Genomic DNA, 22,469 nt, shown 5'->3' with positions numbered 1-22,469 from the left:
GACAAGCATTTTTACCGTGCGTTTTCATGCCAAATTTTAATAAACTATCTTTGCAAAAATTTTTGGGCTTCAAAAGTTGAAGTAACCCATTAATAATCTTATTATTAAACAAATTTTATGAGCAATATTGTTGCGATCGTAGGACGGCCGAATGTTGGTAAGTCCACACTTTTTAACCGTTTCCTGGAACGTCGGGAAGCGATTGTAGATTCTGTTGCGGGTGTTACGCGCGACCGTCATTACGGGAAATCTGACTGGAATGGGGTAGAATTTACGGTTATTGACACTGGTGGTTATGAGGTAAATACAGACGATGTATTTCAGGAAGAAATTTCCAAGCAAGTGCAGTTAGCCGTTGATGAGGCGACTTCTATCATCTTCATGCTGAATGTGGAGGAAGGTCTTACTGATACCGACCAGGAAATTTTCGAAATGCTGCGCCGCTCAACCAAACCAGTTTATGTGGTGGTGAATAAAGTGGATTCTGCCACTGAAGAACTTGCTGCGACCGAATTTTATCAATTAGGCATTGAGAAATATTATACACTTTCTTCTTCAACAGGATCCGGTACTGGTGAACTGCTTGATGATATCGTGAAGGAATTTCCTACCGCAGAATATAAAGATCCCTTCGAAGGCCTGCCGAAAATCACCATTGCCGGTCGCCCAAACGTAGGGAAATCTACTCTTACCAACGCACTTTTAGATGTAGAGCGTAATATTGTTACCGATGTTGCGGGTACCACACGAGATTCTATCGAGACGCTGTATAATAAATTCGGCCACGAGTTTGTGCTTGTAGATACCGCCGGAATGCGCCGTAAAGCTAAAGTAAAAGAAGATCTGGAGTTCTACTCGGTGATGAGGTCTATCCGTTCTATTGAATATTCCGATGTGGTGATTATTATGGTAGATGCTACCCTTGGTTGGGAATCCCAGGATATGAACATCTTTGGCCTTGCACAGAAAAACCGCAAAGGCATTGTCATCTTAGTGAACAAATGGGACCTTGTAGAGGATAAAAGTACCAATTCCACCCGCGATTTCGAGAATAAAATTAAAGAACGGATCGGTCAGTTTACGGATATTCCTATTCTGTTCATCTCTGCATTGACGAAACAGAGAATCCTGAAAGCAGTGGAAGTCGCTATGGAAGTCTATGAAAACCGTGCGAAGAAAATAAAGACTTCTAAGTTGAATGAGGTGATGCTACCGGTTTTCGAGCACACACCACCACCTGCCACCAAAGGGAAATATGTGAAGATAAAATATTGTGTGCAGTTGCCAACGCCTAGCCCACAGTTCGTATTTTTCTGTAACCTTCCACAGTATGTGAAAGAGCCTTATAAGAGATTTACCGAAAATCAACTTCGGAAACATTTCGGTTTTACCGGTGTTCCTATTGAAGTTTATTTCCGACAGAAATAACATGCGCCTTTCAGAATTTTTTCTGGAAGGCTTTTTTTTTAATTTTTATTTTTCCGAAATTTAACCCAAAATACAATTATGGCCATTGTTTTATCAGATCAGTTTTCACTTGTAAATACTTGGATTAACGAACTTCGTAACATCGAAATCCAGAACGACCGGATGAAGTTCCGCAGAAATATGGAGCGCATCGGCGAAATTGCCGCTTTTGAAATCAGCAAAGGATTAGTGCAGAAAGAAATAGAAATCACCACTCCGCTTGATAAGATTAAGGTAAAAGAAATTGCGGTTCAGCCGGTTATCACGACCATTCTGCGTGCAGGTGTGCCACTTTTTCAGGGTATTTTAAATTATCTCGACAAAGCCGATTGCGGTTTCGTGGCTGCCTACCGGAAACACGATGCCAATGATTATTTTTCTATAAAACAGGATTATCTTACCTGCCCCAATATTGATGGCCGACCTTTGATTGTAGCTGATCCTATGTTGGCTACAGGCGCAAGTCTTATTGAAGCCATTAAGGATTTGCTGGGCCACGGCAAGCCATCACAATTACATATAGTCGCAGCTATTGCCTCGCGACAAGGGGTTGAAACCATTGAGAAAGAATATCCCGACGCCAAAGTCTGGGTAGGGGTTATTGATGAAAAATTAACGGCAAAAGGGTATATAACCCCAGGTTTGGGCGATGCCGGCGACCTAAGTTACGGCGAGAAGCTACAGCGCTAATCCACCGCCATTACAAGTACAGAAACCATGTTGTCACCCGATTGTAGCAACTCCCACGCGGCCGAACTCATGGTATTGCCGGTCGTGAAAACATCATCAATGATCAGTATATGCTGACCTGATACTTCTCGCGTGCACGAAAATTGGTTTTCCGTTTCTGCGCGGTGTTTACGGTCTTTTCTGGCCTGTGCTGTTTTGTGCGAATTTCTTTTTAGCAGACTGTGGTCACACGGGATGCCTAATCTTTGTGATAAGCGTTCTGCAAATAAATGTAACTGATTATAGCCTCGGGATTTCATTTTCTTTGGATGCAGCGGAATGGTGATTAGTACGTCCGGTTTGTCTTTGTTGAATTTAACTCTTTCCGCAACCCAGTCGGCAAGGATGCTGCCCACTTTCTCCCGGTTGGCATATTTAAGTTGATGTACAATTTTCCGGCTCAGGCTTTCATCTTCAAATTGCATCAGTCCAAATGCATATTTCACCGGAAATAACAGACCACATTTCTCCTGTAATGGATTTTTTTCCTCAAAATCATAATGCCGGAAGTTAATCAGGCTATAGCACAACGCGCAAACAAGATCATCTGCGGCGATAATCCTGTTACACTCCAGGCAGCGGTTCGGGAATAGCAGATCGGTGACTGACATAGTATTTAGGAGGATTGAAGAACCTGTTGTCTTATAGCTTCTACCGAGCGAATCATCTGCTGGCTGAAGATTTCCTTTTCTAGCCGAACAGGAGGGGCCTGCCGGACCTCACAATCCAATATACTGCAGGACTCGCAGGTAATTCCTACGTTAATGGCCGGTATACTTCCGTTTTTTAGGAAATTAATTTTCTTGATGATGCTACTGTTCAATAAAATCCCAAGGCAGTAACTGCGGTTAGTACCGTCCGAAAACGGATTTTTCTGCGAGGTAGAGATTACCAAGTAACTGAGGCCGCTGTCTTTGTAATGGGAGATTTGTGCTGCTGTAACGGTTTGGTTTTCAGATAGGTTTTGCAGGTTTTTAATGGCTACCCATCTTCGGCAATAGTGCTCGCTCGTAGCATTTGCATAAGGTGCCTGTTGCTGATTCAGGTGAAGTTCTTTTAGGATATGTACATCGTCACTATGCTTTTTACGGGTAAGACAGAGGTAAAATAAATCCTTAATACCCAAATCCTGCGGGAGTATATTGGTGAGCCGGTAATAAAAAGTCTCGGGAGAATCTGTAAATGACGACATCAACTGATCGAAAGACGCGGGATGCCATACCGGTAACTGAAAGAACTGCCAGATTTTCTTACTCAAGACTTCTTTTGGGATTAACAAACAGCCCGCGAAATAAGAGGCGTAGTAATTATGCAACAACTCTTCGAAACTTTTGAAATCAAGCCATGAATAGGTGTGTGGGCGGGGATTTAGCTGCAATACTTCAAACCCGATTTCTTTTGCGTATATAAATGTCTTTTGGTTTTCGTTCAGCAGCGCGTTCAGTAGAAGCAGTTTTTTTCAGGAATGAACAGTGAACGCAGTTTTCCGCCGGCGCCGTAACTTTCAAAGTCCACCGTCTCAATTTCGTAACCGAAATTTTTTGTAACAACGCAGCCAGCTCATCGCTTTTTGGGTTGCCTGATAAATGGTTTTTAGAGGTATATGCCGCTGCCTTTTCTTCAATTTCTTCAAAATAATTGTCATGAAGTTCCTGGAAACTTCGCAGGACGGCAAAATAGAAATTCTCTTTGCTGAGGTTATAATTTTTTGAGATTTCAATCAGCGTATTTACAAAAGCGGTTACTTGCTTAGGCGCCTCGCTGATGATGCCGATTAGGTTATTCTTATTGATGCCAAAAAGTTCAAGTGGCACTTCTTTAAAAAAATCCGACTGTACCATTTCCATCACAGGTGCCAACGTTTTATCAAGTTTGGTAGAGACCAAATCATTGTAAGTGCAGCCCAGCGCTGCCGCGATGGGGATGATTTTATCGTGCTTTGGGTATTTTTTACCATTTTCAATCTCGTTCAGATAAGATTTCGAGATTCCGGTTAAGGCAGCTACTTCTTGTAAGGACAGATTTTTCCTTTGTCGCAACTGTTTCACTTTCAGTCCGAAAATTAACTTTATCAATCCTCCGTCCTGTACCATTTGTTATATAATTCGTGATTTGTATTTTAAATTGCTGATGAATACAAAGCTAACGAAAAATCTATATTTTCTGCATAATTATTCTGCTGATATTTTAGCGAACGTTCGCTGATGGTGAAAATATTTTAAGTAGATTTGCTATGCGGACTGATAATTATTTGAATTATGATATCTACAGAAGACTTTAGAATAACTACCCAAAAAGCTTATCCAGAAATCTTTTTACCTGAATTGAAAGAGTTTCTTGTGCAGTTGCATCAGAAATTTAACTCAGCCAGAAAGCGACTTCTCATTGCACGTGCCATGAAGCAGGTAGATTTTGATCATCACCAAATGCCTAGATTGTTCCCGGATACCGAACACATCCGCACATCGGATTGGGTATGCGCGCCGCTTCCCGCAGATTTGCTCGACCGACGTGTTGAAATTACCGGGCCCGTGGAGCGTAAGATGATTATCAATGCACTCAATTCGGGTGCGTCAACTTTTATGGCAGATTTCGAGGACAGCAATTCGCCCACTTGGGAGAACTGTATGAACGGGCAGATCAACTTAAGCGATGCTGTAACTGGCACCATCAGTTTCTTGAATGAAAGTGGCAAAGCATATCGTCTGAACGAGCGTACTGCCGTATTACAGGTTCGGCCACGCGGTCTTCATCTGGAAGAAAAACATATCCTCATTAACGGTGACCAGGCTTCTGCGTCGCTGATAGATTTCGGGATTTATTTCTTCCGGAATGCGCAGAAACTAATTGAAAAAGGCAGTGCGCCCTATTTCTATCTCCCAAAATTAGAACATTACCGCGAAGCGCGATGGTGGAACGAGGTTTTCATGTTCTCGCAACAATACCTGAACATTCCCAACGGTACCATCAAAGCCACCGTTTTAATTGAAACCATCACCGCATCCTTCCAGCTTCATGAGATCCTGTATGAACTGCGAGAACATAGTGCCGGCCTCAACTGCGGACGTTGGGATTATATATTTTCTTACATAAAAAAGTTTAGGAATCTGCCTGAATTTACGGTTCCGGACCGGGATCAGGTCACAATGGAATCACCATTTATGGCAGCCTATTCTAAAAGTGTAATCCAGACGTGTCATCGCAGAAATGTACACGCAATTGGTGGTATGGCCGCACATATACCGGTGAAAGATAATGTGAAAGAAAACGAAGCCGCTTTCAAAAAGATAAAGGCAGACAAAGAGCGTGAGGTGAAGAATGGGCATGACGGGACATGGGTGGCGCATCCTGGCCTGGTAGCGATAGCAAAAGATATTTTTGATGCGTATATGCCACAACCAAATCAAATAGATAAGAAGTTTCTTGAATATCAAATTACAGCCGAAGACCTGCTTGAAGTCCCTGAGGGAAAAGTAACGGAATCAGGGGTTAGAAAGAACATCAATGTTGGGATTCTGTACATAGAATCGTGGTTGATGGGCGTAGGTGCTGCGGCAATTTATAACTTGATGGAAGATGCGGCAACAGCAGAAATATCCCGATCACAGCTTTGGCAGTGGCTTAAAAATGATGTGAAACTTGATGATGGGCGACGGCTTTTACCCGGACTCATTTTACAGTGGCAGGAAGAAGAATTACAGAAAATCCGTCAATATATAGGGACTGAACGGTTTGAAAACGGAAAATTTTCGCTGGCAGCTGAGATTTTCAGCGATTTGGTATTAAATGATTATTTCGCGGAATTCCTTACCCTCGAAACTTATAAATATCTCTGAAATCACCATCATTAAAATAAATCTAAATATTATGAAAAATCAAAACGAAACAGCCCAACTTGAAAAAGACTGGCTAGAAAATCCCCGCTGGAAAGGCATTGAAAGACCGTACAGTGCCGAAGAAGTCCTTAGACTGCGTGGGACTTATAACATCGAGCATACCATTGCCCGGCTAATGTCGCAGCAACTTTGGGAGAAGCTTAACCGTCAGGATTTTGTTGCCGGCCTTGGCGCACTTACCGGAAACCAAGCAGTACAGGAGGTTGACGCAGGACTGGAGGCGATTTATCTCTCTGGTTGGCAAGTGGCAGCAGATGCCAATTTATCCGGGGAAATGTATCCTGATCAAAGCCTTTACCCTGCCAATTCGGTCCCAAGTGTTGTTAAAAAAATCAATAATGCGCTACTGCGCGCAGACCAAATTCAGTCCGTTAATAGGGTAGATGAAGTCAACCGCAAAAACTATTTGGTCCCTATTGTTGCAGATGCTGAGGCAGGCTTTGGCGGAAACCTCAATGCGTATGAACTTATGAAACAGATGATCGAGGCAGGTGCAGCCGGGGTACATTTTGAAGATCAGCTCTCTTCTGCCAAAAAATGCGGACATCTTGGCGGTAAAGTTTTGGTACCCACCCAGGAAGCGGTAAACAAACTAATCGCGGCACGGCTTGCTGCTGATGTTTGCGGTGTGCCTACTGTTTTGGTAGCCCGTACAGATGCTGATGCCGCTGATTTGCTAACCTCTGATATTGATGGACGCGACCGTAAGTTCATTACCGGGGAACGTACTTCCGAAGGCTTTTATCATGTGAGAAATGGGGTGGAACAGGGCATCGACCGTGGACTTTCGTATGCGCCGTACGCAGACCTTATCTGGATGGAAACCAGCAATCCTGACTTAGAATATGCATGGAAATTCGCTGAAGGGATACACGCGAAATATCCCGGTAAAATGCTTGCTTACAACTGCTCGCCCTCCTTCAACTGGGCCGCGAAACTCTCTGTCGCTGAAATGGAGACCTTCCGTGAGGAACTGGCAAAAATGGGCTATAAATTTCAGTTCATCACCCTTGCCGGTTTCCATGCGCTGAATACTTCGATGTTTGAACTGGCTTTAGCATACAAAAAACGGGGTATGGCTGGTTACAGCGAACTTCAGGAACGAGAGTTTGCCCTTCAGAAAGAAGGTTTTAGGGCTGTAAAGCATCAGACCTTCGTTGGTACTTCTTATTTTGATGCGTTACAAACGATTATTACCGCTGGCAATTCTTCGGTTACCGCTATGAAGGATTCCACGGAAGCTGCGCAATTTCAGTAATTTTTTTGGTTATATTTTTGTGCCATGGGGAGAAATCTTTGTGGCACTTTTTGTTTTGTACCATAGGCAAACGCAACTTTTCATCTGGCAAGATGATAAATCAACTTTCGTTATCTTTGCACCATGATAAGAATTACCAAGATTTTCACCTTTGAGACCGCTCATGTTCTGTATAATTACGATGGCAAATGCAAAAACATGCATGGGCATTCTTATAAATTGTTTGTGAGTGTGAAAGGGAAACCCATAGCCGATTTGGGCGATCCGAAGAATGGGATGGTGGTAGATTTTGGTGATATAAAAAGCATTGTAAAATCAGAGATTGTAGATATTTGGGATCATGCGGTGTTAGTAAATGGCGCTTCGCCGCATCTTCAACTGGGGAAAGAGCTGGAGGAGAAAGGGCATAAAGTGATTTTCTGTAACTACCAGCCTACGTGCGAAAATATGCTCTATGAAATCGCTGATAAAATTAAACGGCAACTCCCGTCACATGTGCAACTCGCTTACCTTAAACTTCATGAAACCGAAAACTCTTACGGAGAATGGTTTGCTGAAGAAAATTAATTGCCCTCTTAATTCATAATCCATCGGAATGCCTTGTTAGCCCATGAAACAGATTCATTTACAGCCAGATAAGAAAGTTTATTTTGCGTCAGACCAGCATTTTGGTGCGCCGGACGCCAAACGGAGCAAAATCCGTGAAGAAAAATTCATTCGCTGGCTGGAGGAGATTAAGCACGACGCGCAGGTGTTGTTTTTAATGGGTGATCTTTTTGATTTCTGGCACGAGTGGCATCATGTAATTCCCAAAGGATATGTACGGGTTTTGGGGAAACTTGCGGAGCTTAAAGATGCCGGTATTGCGCTTTTTATGTTCGTAGGCAACCATGATCTGTGGATGAAAAACTATTTTGAAGAAGAAATTGGCTGTACGGTTTTTTTTGGAAAGCAATATTTCGATATCAACGGAAAACATTTTCTATTGGCACATGGTGACGGACTGGGACCGGGAGATAAAGGGTATAAAAGGATGAAAAAACTTTTTACCAATCCGTTGGCGCAATGGGCATTCCGGTGGCTTCATCCGGATATTGCAATGAAAATCGCCGTGTACCTTTCTACTAAAAATAAAATGATTTCGGGCGAGGAAGACAAAGCGTTTTTAGGAGAAGATAAAGAGTATCTGATCATTTACTCTAAAGAAAAACTGAAAACAGAAAAGATTGATTATTTCATCTACGGACACCGCCATCTCCCTATGATACTTGATCTTGAAGCGAAGGCGAAATACATCAATTTAGGCGACTGGATCAGCTATTTTACTTATGGTGTCTTCACCGGTGAACAATTCGACCTCAGGACTTTCGAGTCTTAAAATTAACTTCAGGCATTTTCCAATGAACGCTATATTTAATATCAACACCGAAGCTGCTTTCCGCCAACACTGTCTGGAGACTTTTCTGCATCAGTATAAACAGGTAGAAGTGTACCGAAAATTTGTGGACTACCTTCATATTTCTCCTGAATCTGTGGATGAGGTGCATAAGATACCGTTTCTGCCCATCGAGATGTTTAAGAACCATACCATCCTTGATGCGGGTAAACAAAGCAGTTTGTTCTTCCAGAGTTCAGGGACGACAAGAATGACGCTTTCAAAACACCATATTGCTGATGAAAAACTGTATCAGCAAAGTATTTACCGCAGTTTCACCCAGTTTATAGGCCCGCCGGAAGAGTATGTTTTTCTTGGCCTATTGCCCAGTTACCTCGAGAAGCAACATTCATCGCTGATTTATATGGTGGATTACCTGATGAAGAAATCTACCAAACCAGAAAACGGCTATTTTCTGTATAATCATGAAGAACTTTGGCAACTTTTGCATCGCCTTTCTGTAGAAAACAAAAAGGTGGTGTTATTCGGGGTGTCTTTTGCGTTGCTGGATTTTTTAGATTCCACTGAAAAAAACGGTCAGAAATTATATGCAAATGAAAACTTCACCGTTATTGAAACAGGCGGCATGAAAGGTAGAAAAGAGGAGATGACCAAGGATGAACTGCTGAGGATTTTACAGCAAGGATTTGGTACAGACCGTATTTTTTCGGAATATTCGATGACTGAACTGTTATCGCAGGCTTATTCTATGGGTGAAAACATTTACCAAAGCCCGGCCTGGATGCGCGTGTTAATCCGCAATACCGAAGACCCGTTTTCTTATATGGAAGATGGCCGCACCGGTGCCATAAATATTATAGACCTGGCAAACCGACACAGTTGCAGTTTTATTGCGACACAGGATTTGGGTAAAAAATCAGGTCACACCTTTCAGGTTTTAGGCCGGATAGACCATTCGGACATTCGAGGCTGTAGCTTGCTGGTTTCATAAATATGTTTAAATGATTAAGGCAGAAGAACTTACCTATAATTTCATCAATCAGTTCTGCGATTTTGAGAAAGATCTGGTACTCACCAATCATTTCCATTCCGACTGGGAAGCTGATATTCTGGTGGTGAATGAAGGCGGCTGTAGCCACGAATTTGAAATAAAACTTTCTAAAAGCGACTTCAAAAACGATTTCAAGAAGCATTATCAGAATGCGAAAACCAAAGAGAAATTCTTGAAACACGATAAAATCTCATGTGGCGATTATTTGTGCAATCAATTCAGTTTCCTGCTTCCGATGGGGATGGTAGATCATGATAAAATACCAGAACACTGCGGTATCATTGAGTTTGACCATAATCCCGATAACTGGACCACCGTTTTCCATGAAATCCGAAAGCCGCGAAAAGTACATGGTGAAAGTTTCTGGAATCTGGTGGACAAAGACCTGATGCTAAGGATGATAGCCCGAAATTATTACTTCAAAAAGCTTGAACTCAAAGGGAAATGGGATGAACTCATCCTACCGCCGAAATATCCCGGTCAATAAATTTCCTTCAATGCGCTATTTGCACTTTATTTGATACAGATGTGTAAATAATTGTGCATGAATACTAAAAATACAAAAACCATCATCTGGCTGATCGGCTTGGCCGTGGTAATATCCCTCGGATTTTTTATGTATCAGATGACACAAAGCGAATCAGTAAACTCTTTGATGATTTTGCTGATGCTGCTTTTGGGGCTGATGCTGGGCGGGCTGATCACTTTTTTAGCCTTAAAAAAAACAGTTTCGCCACCACCCGTGATTACCGAAAGTTCGCACACCATTGCTGAAAGCATGCGCAAAGTCTTCAAAATTGTATCTGCGGAAGGACATTTCAATGAGATTTATAACTATGAAGAGACTTCACGGATATTTAATTTTATTCCATCGAAGAAAAAAGCGCTCGTAATTGTGCAGGCTAAAGTGTTGGTAGGATATGATTTCGAGAAATTTAAATGGGAAATTGATGAGCAAAACCGTTCGGTGAGGCTTGTGCATTTTCCGCCACCCGAAATTCTTTCTACAGAAACCGATTACAAATATTACAACATCGAAGAGCAGTTCTTTAACCTTTTTAGTAAAGATGACTTGGCCAAAGTTCAGCAAAACGGAAAACGGCAGGTAATGGAAGCTGCCCGCAAATCGCATTTACCACAGGTGGCCGCCGAACAGATGCGTACTTTGCTTACCGAACTGCTTGCCGGCAAAAACTTCAGCATAGAGAATACATCGGTCATCCGCGATCAGGGTAAGATGCTGCCGCAGGAACCGCAAGAAGCAGGATCTTAATTACCAAAGTACATCACCAGCTGAATATCATAAAATAAAGAATTTAAAGACAGGTATTTTTATTATTTTTACTGTCTTAAATAAATTCAGATGAAATATTTTTATGCCTTTATTTTGGCTGTGCTGTTACCATCTGTAGCTTTTGCGCAGCAAGTACAAAATATACAGTATTCGGTTAACCCGTCACAGTTTGATGAAACTGAATCTATCACCATTACGTTTACCGTAAACGAAACGGCCTTTGGTGTGGCCGCCTCCAAGGCGTTATATCTTTGGGCTTGGTCCACAGATTCTTCGAATGTACAGGCAGACGCGCCTACGAACGGCAGTTGGGGAGCCTCTAACGCCGCCAATAAGCTCACGCATGTATCAAGCTCCGGATCTACCGGGACGTACACTTTTACGATGAACACGGTGAAATCGTTTTACGGAAACAGAGAAAAGCCGCTTTCAAAAGTCAGTTTTCTTGTAAAAACCCAGAATGGTTCTTATCAATCCCAGGATATTAGTCTGGCTGTGGGGAAATTTCAGTTTAATCTTACCAACCCACTCTCCGGAAGCACGACGGTGGTAAACCCAGGCGCGGTGATTAACATTACGGGGACTTCTTCTCAAGCAGCGACTTATACCGTTAAAGCTAATGGGACTACTGTTTACACTTCTCCTTCAGCATCTGCCACACTTAACTATGCTTATACCGCAAACCAGACTGCAACGATTGATGTTGTTGCGACCACAGGTACCAGCAGTGTTACCAAATCCTTTAATATCACGTTAGCATTACCTGTGGTATCTCAAGCCATTCCTTCTTATATCAGACAAGGGATTAATTATGATCCTGCGGACCCTACCAAAGTGGGGCTGGCGATCTACGCACCAAATAAGTTTCACTTGCACGTTATTGGAAGTTTTAATAACTGGACCGTGAGTGATGCCTATCTAATGAAGCGAGACACAACAAACCCTGATTTATATTGGATTGAGATTACCGGGCTTACGCCACAGCAAGTGTACACTTTTCAGTACAGAGCCGCTGATGGTGTGAAGGTCGCGGATCCTTATTCACCAATCGTGCTGTCGCCATATGATGATCCGTATATCAATCAAAATGCGATGGTTTACCCGAATCTGCCTGCATATCCGGCGGGACAGCAGTTTGAAGTTTCGGTTATCCAAACCGCTCAATCTGAATATCCATGGAAGGTTACCAACTTTGCGAAACCAGCGAAAGAAAACCTGATCGTTTATGAATTGCTGGTGCGTGATTTTACGACTGAAAGGACTTGGCAATCACTGATTGATAAGATGGCTTATTTTAAATCACTTAAGATCAACGCTATTGAACTGATGCCAGTGATGGAATTTGAAGGCAACAATTCCTGGGGCTACAACACCTCCTTCCACTATGCGTTAGATAAAGCATACGGAACACCCGAAAAATTCAAGGAATTTATTGATCTCTGCCACCAGAATGGTATTGCGGTGATTTTAGATATCGCACTGAACCACGCCACTGGCCGTAGTCCGTTACAAAGGTTATGGATGAATGATCCTGATGGTGATGGCTTTGGTGATACCGCTGCCAATAACCCTTATTTCAATCAGGTACCGAAGCATTCTTACAATGTTTTCAATGATTTTAACCATTCAAAACCGGAAACAAAATATTACGTAAACCGTGTCATCGAGCATTGGATTAAAGAATATAAAGTAGACGGTTTCCGATGGGATTTAACCAAAGGCTTTACACAAAACTGCACAGCCAGCGATGATGCCTGTACCAACAGTTTTCAAATTGACCGTGTGAACATCCTGCGTGGCTATGCCGATAACCAATGGAGCCATGACGCGTCTTCATACATTATTTTTGAACACCTGGGTACCGATTCCGAGGAAACGCAGTGGGCAAATTACCGCATCGGCGAAGGTAAAGGAATTATGATGTGGGACAAACATACCAATGCCTATAACCAGAATACCATGGGGTTCGCTGCTTCCAGCAATTTCAGCAGAGTGGATTATGAAGCACACGGTTTCACCGAAAGACGAGCCATGAGTTATGGTGAAAGTCATGATGAAGAAAGGCTGATGTACAAGAATATCACTTTCGGTAACGCGGCAGGTGGTTATGACACAAAGAATTTAAACAACGCATTGCAGCGCCAGAAAGCGTATGGCGCAGTTTTCCTTACGGTTCCAGGCCCAAAGATGATCTGGCAGTTTGCAGAACTTGGATATGACAAAAGTATCTTTACCTGCGAAGATGGTGTAACGGTAAATACGGAAGGTGATTCTTTGCCGGGCGATTGTAAGCTAAGCCCGAAACCCACCGCCTTCGGGTTAGGCTATGACACCAATACAGACAGAAAATCGGTATTTGATACCTGGGCAAAAATCCTTGAACTGAGATTGTCTAACGAAGTATTTAATACCAAAACCTTCACTGTAGAGTCCGGCAATCTGACACCTAGGATTTATATCTGGAAAGAAACGGCTGTTTCAGCATTGAAGAATGTAGTCATCTTGGCGAACTTTACGCTGAGTCCACAAAACATAGTTCCAGATTTTCCGTACACCGGCAACTGGGTAAATCTCATGGATAATTCTACAATAGCAGTTAACAGTACATCGGCGCCGATTACGATAGAGCCGGGAGGTTTCAGGATATTCGGTAACGCGGCCGCCCAAGCCCTAGCTACAGATGAAACAGGTACTAATAAAAACAATGTTTCACTGAAGCTTGCGCAAAATCCGGTTACTAACGGTTTAGCCAACCTAAGATTTACCAATGCTAAAAACGGCACTGTCTCCGTGTATGATTTATCTGGTGCACTCGTTAAAACAGTGAAACTTAACAAGGAAAACGGAGAGGAAACCATTTCCCTGAACGTATTGAAATCCGGTATGTATCTGGTGCAACTGGAATCTGAAAACGGGGTAGCTGTTACCAAAATGATCGTCAGATAAAACTTTAGTTAAACACAACCAGTAAGGTCCGCATTTTTGCGGACCTTTCTTATTTCTAATACCTGAAATCTTTTGGGGAGTGTTTTATGTAATCCTCCAGCACCTGCACTTGGTCTTTATCACCGCGTATGACAAGTTTTTGATATTTCTCGGGATCATCAAGGCTGAAAATTCTTTGTGCGATTTTGTTGGCGGTTATGATGAATTTCGGGAAAGCGGTGGCTATCCCAACCTTCGGAATTTGTAGTCTTTCATTAATGTCTTCATCCAGCAGAAACCAGTTCATGCTTTGATGAAGCTTCAGCAGCATTTTCCGCTGGAAAGGATATTTGTAGATGGTATTTTCCAGATTTTCATCCAGCAGCGCACGGGCGAGTTGCACAGAATCCTCATCGCCCTGGTCCTGTACCGAACTCCAGAGGTATAATTGTTTTACCGCCTCTTGACGGTTCTCTGGCAAATATACCGCTGGGATACCGAGCAGATATCCAATGTACTTCCAAAGATGAAAAACACCGAGTTCTTCCTGTTCAGAAATTTCGAGCCCTAATTTCCGTAAACCCTGCATCAATACCAGACTGAAACCGGTATACGTGGCGATCATATCCCAATAATTAATAGGTTCACCCCATTTTTCGTAATCCCAATTAGTGCTTTCAGATTTTATTTTTAAGCGTGCATAGGCGTGCATCAACCGTGTACGGACAACGAGTTGATAAGCTTCGGAATTAATTTCAAGCGCGTTTTCACGCGTAACGCCAATCCAGAATTCAAGGGTGTCCTTCAGTCTTTTTACGGCTCCTTTTTTCAAGATTCCGGTAAAGATCAGAGGCTTATTCAGATAGGCATAATCGTAACCGCCCATAAGGGAAAAATCACGAAGGATAATGAGGGCATTGGTGCCGCTTCTCATACAGAAACGGGCGCCTGCATTTGCCAGGTCTCTATTCAACCATACAGGTACTTGCTGCATTTGCATGAAGAATTCTTTAAGAATATCTGGATAGTCATCATCAACGGAGATCCTGTTGCTGGCACCATGATGGATCAGCGAGCTCGCTTGTTTGTAAGGCATCTTCAGATAGGTTTCCTTCACTACATCATCGGCCAGCTCGTCATACTGATGGTAAAGTGGCGCAAACTGATCAAAGTCCTGTATGTCGATGGTGATATTTGCCCAATCCAGAAGTTCCTTTCCATTTCCTTTTTCCCAAAAACTCCGGAAGTGTGGAGCGTTATAAAACTGCGGTTTTGCAAGCATTTTTTATTTGGAGTTTGTACAAAAATCTTGCCTATAAAATCTTGACGTGGTGTTTATGAACGAAAAAACCTTCCGGGAAGGAAGGTTTTTAAGAGGTATGTCTTGCTTATTATAAACTTGCGGAGTGTACCAAAAGGTCTGCTAATTTGTTAGAGTAACCCATTTCGTTATCATACCATGACACCAATTTCACAAAGTTTGGTGATAACATGATTCCGGCGTCTTTATCGAATACAGAAGTTCTTTTTTCGCCTACGAAATCCTGAGAAACCACCGCATCCTCTGTATATCCCAAAATACCTTTAAGTTCACCTTCTGAAGCGGCTTTCATCGCAGCACAGATCTCTTCGTAAGAAGTAGCTTTCTCTAAACGAACCGTTAAATCTACCACAGATACGTCCGCAGTCGGTACACGGAAGGACATGCCGGTAAGTTTGCCGTTCAAGGAAGGTATAACTTTACCTACGGCTTTTGCGGCACCGGTAGAGGACGGGATAATGTTGTTAAGTGCAGAGCGACCACCTCGCCAGTCTTTCATCGATGGTCCGTCAACTGTTTTCTGTGTGGCTGTAGTAGCGTGTACAGTAGTCATCAAGCCTTCCACGATACCGAAATTATCATGCACTACTTTTGCAAGCGGGGCCAGGCAGTTGGTGGTGCAAGAAGCGTTTGAAAAGATTTTAATATCATCCGTAAGATCCATGTGGTTTACACCCATTACAAACATTGGGGTATCATCCTTTGAAGGAGCGGAAAGTACAACTTTTTTAGCGCCAGCGTTGATGTGTGCCTGCGCAGTTTCTTTAGAAAGGAAAAGCCCGGTAGATTCTACAATATATTCTGCGCCTACTTCATTCCATTTCAGGTTGTTAGGGTCTTTTTCAGCAGTTACACGAATTCTTTTTCCGTTGACGATTAGGTCATTTCCTTCTACGGAAACTTCACCGTTGAATCTTCCGTGTACGGAATCGTACTTTAGCATATAAGCCATGTAATCAGCATCAATCAGGTCGTTGATTCCAACAACTTCGATATTTTCTCTTTCCGTCATTACGCGGAAAACCAGACGTCCGATTCTACCAAATCCGTTAATTCCTACTTTAATTGTCGACATAATATTTTGTTTTTTTTAATGATTAATAATGTTAATTTAAATTAGATGGCCAGAATTTCTGAAATTTTCAGCAGGTTAGCGTCAATTTCATTATGTTTTTTAATGGCTTCCTCGATGGGCGTATAAACAATCTGATTAGATTTCAGACCGGCCATCACATTCGTACGGCCTTCCATAAGTCCTACTACAGCTGCATAACCAAGTTGGCTGGCAAGTACACGGTCTGCACAGCTTGGCGAACCACCGCGCTGTATGTGTCCTAAAACTGCCACCCGAATATCATAATCCGGGAAACCAGCTTTGGTGGCTTTGGCCAGATCATAGATGCTGCCCAGCTTTTCACCTTCTGCTACTACAACGATGCTGGATGCCTTTCCGGCTTTTTCCGCACGTTCGAAGGTTTTGAAGAGGTCTTCGATGCTGTCTTTGCGTTCCGGGATCAGGATGTCAATCGCGCCGGTAGCCAACCCGCTGTTCAGTGCGATGAAGCCGGCATCACGTCCCATCACTTCCACGAAGAATACCCGGTTGTGGGAGGTAGCGGTATCACGTATTTTATCGATGGCTTCCATCGCGGTATTCAGTGCGGTATCATAACCTATGGTGTTATCAGTACCGAAAATATCATTATCAATGGTACCTGGCACACCAATTACTTTAATACCAAATTCTTCATTGAAAATTTTTGCGCCGGTAAAAGTGCCATCACCACCGATACAAACCAGTGCATCAATGTCATGTTTCTGGCAGTTATCGAAGGCTTTTTGGCGCCCTTGTTTGGTTTTGAATTCCAAGGAACGGGCTGATTTCAGGATGGTGCCTCCCTCGGTGATGATATTTTTTACCGAGCGCGGGCCCATTTTGGTAAAATCATCATTTATAAGACCATTATATCCTTCTCTTACACCATAACAGTCAATGTTATAATGGCTGGCAGTACGTACAACTGCCCGCAGTGCGGCGTTCATCCCAGGTGCGTCGCCACCTGACGTAAAAACTGCAATTTTTTTTACAGCGCTTTCTTTCATACTCAAAATTTTCACTACAAATTTACAAAAACTCCCTTAAATAAACCTTGTTTTTGAGAGTGGAAGATGCTGTTTTAATTCTTGTTTAAATGCGCGGTTTTTGTTTCGCCGATTCGGATAAAATCCTTATTTTCGCCCGGATGTTTAGGAATAAGGATATAGCAAAGTTCTTATCAACTCTCTTTTTGGGGGTTTATCTTTTCGTTGCGTTATTCGCCCAGGGCCTGCACCAGCACAACAGCCCGGTTCTGCTGAAATTCGCGAAAAAGAATACGGAGAAAACCTTTTCCAAGGAAACCTTGGCGGGGCATTCGGCTTCGTGTATCTGGTGTCATTTCTTAAGCACCGGCCATTCTGTGATTCCAGCGGAATTCCCTCTTGCTTTTTCCGAGGCAGAGGCTGTATCGGTGGTCAATTGGTTTGTGGCTCATGGCTTCAACTCCCAGTCCTTTACTGCTTTTTATCTTCGGGGTCCCCCAGTGTACGCTGTTTAATTTAATTTAAATCATGTGTCACTATGCAGATTTTTCACAGAATCATCTGCGCAATTTATCTATTTAATGAATTCACTTCTTAAAATAGTGTTTTTCCTGTTTGGAATTACACTCATGCATGCGCAAAAAAATTTTACAATAACCGGTACCGTACAGGATTTTCATGACAAAACAGTACTCTCGGGTGCGCGACTCGTACTTGGGACGCTTGAAACCACTTCTGACAACAACGGTAATTTCAAATTAAGCGGGGTAAAGAAAGGAACGCATAAACTTTTGGTCACACACCCGGCCTGTAATAATTTCACCGATTTCATCAATGTAGATAGGGATTTGATGATTAACATAAGTCTGGAGCATCACAGTGGTGACATTGAGGGAGTTACCATACACGCCAACCACAAAAAAGGGGGATCTGTGGTGCTGCGAACGCTTAATGAAGAAGAAATCGCTAAAAGTGCCCCAGAAAATCTTGGGAATTTACTTAAGAATATTTCCGGTGTCACCACTTTGAAAACGGGTAACAATATCTCGAAACCTATTATCCATGGGCTTTATGGCACACGTGTCTCGATTCTGAATAATGGTGTGAAAATGGCTGAGCAGGAGTGGGGAGTAGAGCACGCCCCGAATGTGGATGTGAACCAGTTCGGCCATATTGATGTGGTGAAAGGTGCCTCTGCGCTGCGGTATGGTAACGAAGTCTCCGGCGGTGTAGTGTTGTTAGAGCCAGCTGAAATCGCCAAAAAAGATTCGCTGTACGGAAACCTGAAGTTTTCTGCCATCAGTAACGGGCGTGGTGGTGAAGTGTCGACAGAAATTGTAAAGACCTGGGAAAACCAGTGGTTTGTGAAATCTGGGGGTAGTTACCGGAAGCTCGGCGACCAGTATGTGTCTCATCATACCCTTCAAAATACGGGTGCTGATATAGGCTCATTCAATTTTTCAATAGGGAAACGCAGTTTTTTGCATGGCATAGATCTTAGTTACAGCGCTATTCAGCAGACGTTTGGGATCTTTAAGGGAGCACATTTAGGAGGGCCGCAGGATTTTTATCAGGCCATCAATTTCGGGCAGCCTTATTTTTTAGATGACTTCAGTTACGACATCGGCGCACCGAGGCAAGAAGTCACACATCATATTGCAAAGATTTCTGCTTATCAAAGGTTTGCAGGCTTTGGACGGTTAGATTTTCAGTACAGTTTTCAATTAAACCAACGGCAGGAATTTGATATCCGTAAAGGAGAACTCAGCGATGTGCCTTCGATGGACCTGCAGTTAACCACGCATGAGGCCACGCTCAGTCATCTTTTAGAAAGAGGGAAATGGAGCTTGGAAAGTGGCATTTCTGGCAGGATGCAAGATAATTACCCCAATCCAGCTACAGAAGCACGCCGCTTGATCCCTGATTATTACCGCTATGACGCCGGTGCCTTTTCGATTTTCAAATATGCGATTAACCCCAAAGTTGATGTAGAAGCCGGCATCAGATATGATTTTAACCGTTTCGATGCGTATAAATATTACGACCGATCAACTTGGGATACTTACACCACACTGTATCCGCAGTTTTTTATTAAGGAAAGCGGGAGTCGTGTGCTGGCAAGGCCGGTATTGGGTTATCACAACTTATCGGGTAATATTGGCATGAACTATATGGTAGGGAAAGATTTCACTTTAAGATTTAATGCGGCAAAGACCGATCGTGCGCCCAACGCGGCAGAACTTTTCGCGGACGGCCTGCATCATTCCGCGGCGATTATGGAAGAAGGTGATCTGCGCATTGGTAAAGAAACGATGTACAGCCTGAACTTTACCGCATTGGCAAAAGCAAGTTTATTGAAAGGGTTTACAGTGGAGATTAATCCTTACTTGATGTTTTCAGATTCGTTCATAAATCAGGTGCCAACAGGTGTGAAAACCACCAATCGTGGCGTTTTCGTGGTGTGGAACTATCAGCAGATCAAAGCACAGATTTTAGGGATAGATGCGGATATGGCGCTGAAAGTTTCGGACCTGTTGAGCTGGACATCCTCTTTCAGCCTGTTGCGTGGGCACGATTATTCACATGATGAACCATTGATTTTGATGATGCCAACCCACTGGCGCAATGTGATCGAGTGGAAACCGACTTCCGAGTCCAAATTTTATATAAGGCTTGAAAACGAAACGACAGCCCGGCAGAAGCGTTTTCCTATGAGAAATCAAACAGTGGATTTCATTGAAAACGGAATGATGGTCTCCCGCGAAATTGACTACAGTACGCCGCCGCCGGGTTATAATATCTTCCATTTCGGGGTAGGGATCAGCCCGCTGAAAAACATCAATGTTCACCTTAAGTTCAATAATATCTTCAATACAGACTACCGCGAATATCTTAACCGCCTGCGCTATTTTATGCCAGAACCGGGCAGGAATATCGTCGCTACACTTCAGTTCAAATTTTAATTTAACCAATAAAAATATTTAAAAATGAAAAATGTAACCCAACTCTTACTATTGCTTTTTGCTGTTGTTCTGGTGATTTCGTGCCGCGATTCAGCCGATATTCCTGAAGATATCCATGAACATGATGAAATTGAAAAAGTAGTGTTGACCGCGGTGAATAAAAACAACCCGCAAGACCGACAAACGATTAATTATATTGGTGGGATTGCGGATAAAAAGCTTACACTTCTGGCAGGCCAAACGTATGATGTATCACTTGATTTCCTGGTAAAACACAATGACCACTATGACAGTGTGAATGAGGAAATTGCTCAAGAAAAAGACGAGCATTTCATTACCTACGAGTTTGCAGGAACGGACATCACTATTTTGCGCCGCGACAATGATGTGGTAAGAACCGACGGGCAGAAACTAGGTCTGCGCACCGAATGGCATGTAAAAAGCATCACCAACAACGCAAATACAGTTATTAAACTAGTACATCTGCCGGCTACTGCCCAGCAAAATTTCCCTACAGCAACCAATCAGCAGGGGAAAACCACCGGTGGTGAGACAGATGTGAACGCGGTAATTGGCATCAATTAACAGATACGATTGATTTTCAGCGGGAAGAACTCTGTGTGTAGTGCATTCCCGTTTTTTAATTTAGCAATAAACCACCCAATATTCTAAAAAAAATTCCTATTTTTGCGAACTAAAATTTCAATATATAACAATGAACGTTACAGCGACCAATCACGATGAAGTAAGCGCGTTACTTACAGTTACCTTAGATAAATCGGATTATAAGGAAAAAGTTGAAAAACAACTGATTAATTATGCTAAAAATGCACAGGTTCCGGGTTTCAGAAAAGGAAAAGTGCCCCTGAGCATGGTAAGAAAACAATATGAAGCCGGGATTGCGTACGATGAAATCAACAAGCAGGTTTCTGAAGCACTGAACGGTTATATCAACGAAAAAAACCTGCGCCTTGTAGGCCAGCCTATCCCACAGCCGGTAGATGAGCTGAACCTGAATGCAGAGCAGCTTTCAGTAGCATTTGAAGTAGGTTATGAGCCAGATTTCACTATTGACCTTGCAAAATATGAGGCTCCACATTATAAAGTAGAAGCTTCTGAGAAGGAAATCATGCAGAGCATCGAAAATATGCAGAAGCGTTTTGCTGAACAGGTTGCACAAGAAAACATCGGTGATGATTCTCATATCGCATTGGAAATCAGCCAAGTAGTAGAAGAGGATGCTGAAGGTGCGCACAACCATCCGCCAAAGAACATCGTGATTAACAACGAGAAAAAAGAGGCTTTCAATCTTGTGAAAGACCTTAAAATGGATGATTCTGTAAAAGTTTCAAAAGAAGATCTTCAAAATAACGAAACCCTTGCTTCTGAACTCGGCTTCGGTAAAGAAGAGACCGCACACCTGCACCACGACCAAATCGAAGTGAAGGTAAAAGACTTCTACGCACTGAATCTTGCGGAACTTAACCAGGAACTTTTCGATAAAGTATATGGTGAAGGAAACATTAAATCCGAAGATGAACTGAAAGAAAAGGTGAAAACCGAACTTGATGAATACTTTCAGCAGAATGCAGATGTACACTTCGTAAATAAAATCCTCGAGCAAATCAACGAAAAAGAAGAAGTACAGCTACCTGAGGAATTCTTGGTAAAATGGTTGATGTTCAGCAATGAAAATGTAAAGGATGAAAACCAAGCTAAGGAAATCCTTGAATCCGAGAAGAAGCAACTGAAATTCCAGATCATCGAAGGGAAACTGATGAACGATAACGAAATAAAGCTTGATTATGCTGATGTATTAGCACAGGCAGAGCAGTTGGTAAGAAACCAATTGGCGATTTACGGTATCCACCATTTAGGTGATGAAGAAATCCAGAAATATGCGGTAGAAATGCTGAAAGATCAGGATCAGCTTCGTCAGATCTCTTCTGAAGTTGGGATGGCCAAACTGAAAGATGTGATCCTTGAAAAAGCTACAAAAAATGAATCTCAGATCTCACACGACGAGTTTTTAGAGGAAATTAAAAAATAAGTCTATAAAAAGACGCCAAAAGAGCCGCCGCATCTAC

The 22,469-nt window shown here is 42.7% G+C and carries 20 protein-coding genes; 14 read left to right on the top strand and 6 right to left on the bottom strand.

Annotated features, from left to right (window positions below):
- Positions 1–117: 117 nt before the first annotated feature.
- Complete coding sequence (der, locus tag CO230_RS08145; protein WP_122028145.1) at positions 118–1,428, top strand: ribosome biogenesis GTPase Der; 1,311 nt, start codon at positions 118–120, stop codon at positions 1,426–1,428.
- 78 nt (positions 1,429–1,506) lie between these two features.
- Positions 1,507–2,157 (top strand): uracil phosphoribosyltransferase, encoded by a 651-nt coding sequence (gene upp / locus CO230_RS08140; protein ID WP_122028144.1) that lies wholly within the window; start codon positions 1,507–1,509, stop codon positions 2,155–2,157.
- On the opposite strand, the gene CO230_RS08135 is transcribed toward upp, so the two are convergent.
- Genes CO230_RS08135 through CO230_RS12590 form a run of 3 tightly spaced genes read right to left on the bottom strand, consistent with a single transcriptional unit; the run spans position 2,154 to position 4,289 of the window.
- Positions 2,154–2,807, bottom strand: coding sequence for a ComF family protein (locus tag CO230_RS08135; RefSeq protein WP_122028143.1), 654 nt, complete (start codon positions 2,805–2,807; stop codon positions 2,154–2,156). The two genes, upp and CO230_RS08135, sit on opposite strands and share 4 nt — an antisense overlap.
- 5 nt (positions 2,808–2,812) lie before the next feature.
- Positions 2,813–3,574, bottom strand: coding sequence for a hypothetical protein (locus CO230_RS12595; RefSeq protein ID WP_410492839.1), 762 nt, complete (start codon positions 3,572–3,574; stop codon positions 2,813–2,815).
- A gap of 4 nt (positions 3,575–3,578) precedes the next feature.
- On the bottom strand, positions 3,579–4,289 hold the full coding sequence (locus tag CO230_RS12590; protein WP_122028141.1) for a helix-turn-helix domain-containing protein: 711 nt from the start codon (positions 4,287–4,289) through the stop codon (positions 3,579–3,581).
- A gap of 165 nt (positions 4,290–4,454) precedes the next feature.
- On the opposite strand from CO230_RS12590, the gene aceB reads away from it, so the two are divergent.
- The 8 genes from aceB to CO230_RS08085 all read left to right on the top strand — a co-directional run bounded on the left by aceB (position 4,455) and on the right by CO230_RS08085 (position 14,037).
- The gene (gene aceB, locus CO230_RS08120) at positions 4,455–6,032 is read left to right on the top strand and encodes a malate synthase A (protein WP_122028140.1); all 1,578 of its coding nucleotides are present in this window, start codon (positions 4,455–4,457) and stop codon (positions 6,030–6,032) included.
- A gap of 31 nt (positions 6,033–6,063) precedes the next feature.
- A complete protein-coding gene (gene aceA / locus CO230_RS08115; RefSeq protein WP_122028934.1) occupies positions 6,064–7,350 on the top strand; it encodes an isocitrate lyase in 1,287 nt (428 codons plus the stop codon).
- A gap of 123 nt (positions 7,351–7,473) precedes the next feature.
- On the top strand, positions 7,474–7,917 hold the full coding sequence (locus CO230_RS08110) for a 6-pyruvoyl trahydropterin synthase family protein (protein WP_122028139.1): 444 nt from the start codon (positions 7,474–7,476) through the stop codon (positions 7,915–7,917).
- 43 nt (positions 7,918–7,960) lie between these two features.
- On the top strand, positions 7,961–8,728 hold the full coding sequence (locus tag CO230_RS08105) for a UDP-2,3-diacylglucosamine diphosphatase (protein WP_122028138.1): 768 nt from the start codon (positions 7,961–7,963) through the stop codon (positions 8,726–8,728).
- A 22-nt stretch (positions 8,729–8,750) separates the two neighbouring features.
- Positions 8,751–9,737 (top strand): acyl transferase, encoded by a 987-nt coding sequence (locus CO230_RS08100; protein ID WP_122028137.1) that lies wholly within the window; start codon positions 8,751–8,753, stop codon positions 9,735–9,737.
- Between the two features lie 10 nt (positions 9,738–9,747).
- Positions 9,748–10,284 carry a hypothetical protein gene (locus CO230_RS08095; protein ID WP_122028136.1) on the top strand — a complete coding sequence of 179 codons (537 nt, stop codon included), beginning with the start codon at positions 9,748–9,750 and terminating at the stop codon, positions 10,282–10,284.
- A 57-nt stretch (positions 10,285–10,341) separates the two neighbouring features.
- Positions 10,342–11,070 (top strand): DUF4230 domain-containing protein, encoded by a 729-nt coding sequence (locus tag CO230_RS08090; protein ID WP_122028135.1) that lies wholly within the window; start codon positions 10,342–10,344, stop codon positions 11,068–11,070.
- 90 nt (positions 11,071–11,160) lie between these two features.
- Entirely contained in the window at positions 11,161–14,037 is a 2,877-nt protein-coding gene (locus tag CO230_RS08085; protein ID WP_122028134.1) for an alpha-amylase family glycosyl hydrolase, read from the top strand.
- 55 nt (positions 14,038–14,092) lie between these two features.
- Here CO230_RS08085 and CO230_RS08080 read toward each other — a convergent pair whose 3' ends face one another.
- The 3 genes from CO230_RS08080 to pfkA all read right to left on the bottom strand — a co-directional run bounded on the left by CO230_RS08080 (position 14,093) and on the right by pfkA (position 17,440).
- The gene (locus CO230_RS08080; protein ID WP_122028133.1) at positions 14,093–15,298 is read right to left on the bottom strand and encodes an oxygenase MpaB family protein; all 1,206 of its coding nucleotides are present in this window, start codon (positions 15,296–15,298) and stop codon (positions 14,093–14,095) included.
- A gap of 109 nt (positions 15,299–15,407) precedes the next feature.
- Positions 15,408–16,412 carry a type I glyceraldehyde-3-phosphate dehydrogenase gene (gap, locus tag CO230_RS08075; RefSeq protein ID WP_122028132.1) on the bottom strand — a complete coding sequence of 335 codons (1,005 nt, stop codon included), beginning with the start codon at positions 16,410–16,412 and terminating at the stop codon, positions 15,408–15,410.
- A 41-nt stretch (positions 16,413–16,453) separates the two neighbouring features.
- A complete protein-coding gene (pfkA, locus tag CO230_RS08070) occupies positions 16,454–17,440 on the bottom strand; it encodes a 6-phosphofructokinase (RefSeq protein WP_122028131.1) in 987 nt (328 codons plus the stop codon).
- 89 nt (positions 17,441–17,529) lie between these two features.
- Here pfkA and CO230_RS08065 point away from each other — a divergent pair, with 89 nt between their 5' ends.
- From CO230_RS08065 to CO230_RS08050, 4 genes are all read left to right on the top strand, one after another.
- Positions 17,530–17,934, top strand: coding sequence for a DUF2946 family protein (locus CO230_RS08065; RefSeq protein ID WP_122028130.1), 405 nt, complete (start codon positions 17,530–17,532; stop codon positions 17,932–17,934).
- Positions 17,935–18,000: 66 nt separating this feature from the next.
- Entirely contained in the window at positions 18,001–20,382 is a 2,382-nt protein-coding gene (locus tag CO230_RS08060; protein WP_122028129.1) for a TonB-dependent receptor, read from the top strand.
- Positions 20,383–20,406: 24 nt separating this feature from the next.
- A complete protein-coding gene (locus CO230_RS08055; RefSeq protein WP_122028128.1) occupies positions 20,407–20,967 on the top strand; it encodes a hypothetical protein in 561 nt (186 codons plus the stop codon).
- 130 nt (positions 20,968–21,097) lie between these two features.
- Positions 21,098–22,432 carry a trigger factor gene (locus tag CO230_RS08050; protein WP_122028127.1) on the top strand — a complete coding sequence of 445 codons (1,335 nt, stop codon included), beginning with the start codon at positions 21,098–21,100 and terminating at the stop codon, positions 22,430–22,432.
- Positions 22,433–22,469: the final 37 nt, after the last annotated feature.

This window comes from Chryseobacterium sp. 6424, from assembly GCF_003692615.1.
Lineage (GTDB): Bacteria > Bacteroidota > Bacteroidia > Flavobacteriales > Weeksellaceae > Kaistella.
The sequence above is the reverse complement of the archived record's forward strand: the minus strand, read 5'-3'. Positions and strand labels throughout refer to the sequence as shown.